The organism is Streptomyces sp. NPDC051109 (assembly GCF_044455885.1).
In the GTDB taxonomy this organism is placed as follows: Bacteria; Actinomycetota; Actinomycetes; order Streptomycetales; family Streptomycetaceae; genus Streptomyces.
This window is the reverse complement of record NZ_JBITFF010000066.1, coordinates 1-2,674: the sequence shown is the minus strand read 5'-3', so window position 1 is coordinate 2,674 and position 2,674 is coordinate 1. Positions and strand designations below refer to the sequence as shown.

General features: G+C 67.4%; 3 protein-coding genes. All 3 read right to left on the bottom strand.

What is annotated here, in order from left to right; genetic code table 11:
* Positions 1-891: an ABC transporter permease gene (locus ACIBAD_RS37575; RefSeq protein WP_134067806.1), complete on the bottom strand. Its 891-nt coding sequence runs from the start codon at positions 889-891 to the stop codon at positions 1-3.
* Positions 878-1,669, bottom strand: coding sequence for an ABC transporter ATP-binding protein (locus tag ACIBAD_RS37570; protein ID WP_134067805.1), 792 nt, complete (start codon positions 1,667-1,669; stop codon positions 878-880). The genes ACIBAD_RS37575 and ACIBAD_RS37570 overlap by 14 nt, the downstream gene beginning before the upstream one ends.
* Positions 1,670-1,701: 32 nt before the next feature.
* A partial coding sequence (locus tag ACIBAD_RS37565) for an aliphatic sulfonate ABC transporter substrate-binding protein (RefSeq protein WP_398911542.1) occupies positions 1,702-2,674 on the bottom strand: 973 nt, incomplete at its 5' end.

Here is a 2,674-nt window from a genome sequence, read left to right as displayed (position 1 = left end):
TCAGCTCTTGACCAGGAGGCCGCGGGTGCGCAGGGTGCGGCGTTCGAGGGGGCTGAAGATGAGGAGGTCGATGGCGATGCCGACGGTGAGGATCAGGAGGATTGCGAGGAAGACGCCGGGGAGGTCGATGTTGTTGCGGCCGTTTTCGAGGAGTTGGCCGAGTCCGAGTCCGAGGTCGGGGGAGCTGGCGATGATTTCGGCGGCCATGAGGGAGCGCCAGGAGAAGGCCCAGCCCTGCTTGAGGCCGGCGAGGTAGCCGGGGAGGGCGGCGGGCATGATCACGTGGCGGGCGCCGAGCAGGCCGGTGGCGCCGAGGGTGCGGCCGGCTCGTAGGTAGAGCGGGGGGATGTGGTCGATGCCGGAGACGAGGCCGTTGGCGATGGAGGGGACGGCGCCGAGGAGGATGACGGTGTACATCATGGCGTCGTTGAGGCCGAACCACAGGACGGCGGGGGGGACCCAGGCGACGGAGGGCAGGGATTGCAGGCCTTGGAGGATGGGGCCGATCGCGGCGCGGATGAAGGTGACGCGGGCGACGAGCAGTCCCAGGGGGGTGCCGATGGCCAGGGCGAGGAGGAAGCCGAGCAGGCCGCGCGAGACGCTGGTCCAGATGACGTCGAGGAGGGTGCCCTTGAGCCACATCTGGGACAGGCTGTCCCAGACGGCGGAGGGGGCGGGCAGCTTGGTTTCGTCGGTGACCTTCAGGGAGACCAGGGTCTGCCAGACCAGCAGCACGAGGGTGATGGCGAGGAGGGGCGGGAGGGTCTTCTTGAGGAGGACTTGCCGGGTGGGGGTGCGGTGGGTGTGGACGGCGTCGAGGGCGTCGAGGCCTGCTTCCAGTCCGGCGAGGTCGTCGGTCCTGTTCTTGGCGGTGGTGTCAGTGTTGGCCATGGCGGCGGATCTCCCCACGCAGGTGTTCGGTGATCTCGACGGACAGTTCCGCGACGTCGGCGTCTTCGATGCGGCGCGGTTGGGGGATGTCCACGGTCCATTGGCGGGCGATGCGGCCGGGGCGTGAGGAGAGCAGGACCACGCGTTGGGCGAGGCGGACGGCTTCGCGGACGTTGTGGGTGACGAAGAGGACGGAGACGTTGGTCTCGGCCCAGATGCGGGTGAGTTCGCCGTGCAGGACGTCGCGGGTGATGGCGTCCAGGGCGGCGAAGGGTTCGTCCATGAGCAGGAGGCGGCTGTCTTGGGCGAGGGCGCGGGCCAGGGCGACGCGTTGGCGCATGCCGCCGGACAGTTCGTGGACGCGTTTGTTGTGGGCGCCGGCGAGGCGGACCAGTTCCAGGAGGCGTTCGGCTTCCGCTTTGCGCTCGTTCTTGGCCACGTTGCGTAGGCGTAGGGCGAGTTCGATGTTCTTGCCGGCGGTCAGCCAGGGGAAGAGGGCGTGTTCCTGGAACATCAGGGCGGGCCGGCCGGTGGTCTCGATCGTGCCGGTGGAGGGTTTGTCGAGTCCGGCGACCAGGTTCAGGAGGGTTGATTTGCCGCATCCGGAGGCTCCCAGGATGGTGACGAACTCGCCGGGTGCGACATCGAGGCTGATGTCGTCCAGGACGAGCTGCGGTCCGGCCGGGCCGGAGAAGGACTTCGAGACGTGCGCGATGCGGGCGGCGCGGGTGTGCTCCGCTGCCGTGGCCTCGGCAGCCGTGGCGAGTGTGGTGGCCATGGTCGTCACCTCCTGGGATGCGTGCGTGCGGGTTACTTGGCGCCGAGGGCGGCGTCGGAGACCTCGGGCTTGCCCGCGCTCTTGAGGACCTTGTTCAGGAGCGTCAGGTCGTAGATGCCGGCGAGGTCGGGCTGCTCGATGAGTTTGGCCTTGACCGCCCAGTCGGACTCGGTCTTCAGCGTGGCGGCCAGCGGGTCGTCGGTGACGCGGATGCTCTTCCACGCCGGGTCGATGACCGCGGGCTCCAACTCCTTGCCGCTGAGCGTCTTCAGAGCGGTGTTGGCGGAGGTTTTGGCCTTGTCCGGGTTGGCGTTGATCCACTCGTTGGTCTTCACCGTGCCCGTGAGTACGGCCTCGACGACGTCGGGGTGCTCCTTGAGGAACTTCTGCGACACGATGACGTTCGTGATCACGAACTTCTTGTCGGGCCACAGGTCGCTCTCGTCGAGGAGGACGGAGGCACCCTCGGTGACCAGCTTGGAGGCTGTCGGCTCGGGCACCCAGGCGCCGTCGATCGAGCCCTGCTTGAAGGCGTCCGGGGTCACCTTGTTGTCCGTGCGCACGACGGACACATCGCCCTTGCCGGACTCCGCGTCGACCTTCCAGCCCTTGTCCGCGATCCAGTTGAGGAACGCGACGTCCTGCGTGTTCCCCTTCTGCGGAGTGGCGATCTTCTTGCCCTTGACGTCGTCCAGGGTCTTGATCTTGTCCGGGTTCACGACGAGCTTCACACCGCCGGACGCCGACCCGGAGATGATCCGCAGATTGCTGCTCTTGGACTTCACATAGCCGTTGATCGCCGGCGAGGGGCCGATGAACCCGATGTCGAGAGAGCCGCCGTTGAGCGCCTCGATCTCGGACGGACCGGCGTTGAAGGTCTGCGGCTTGATCGCGGTGGAGCCCAACTCCTTGGCGATCAGGCCTTCCTGGATACCGACCAGCGCGGTGGCGTGGGTCAGGTTCGGGAAGTACCCGATACGGACCTCGGACGCGGAGAGCTTCTTG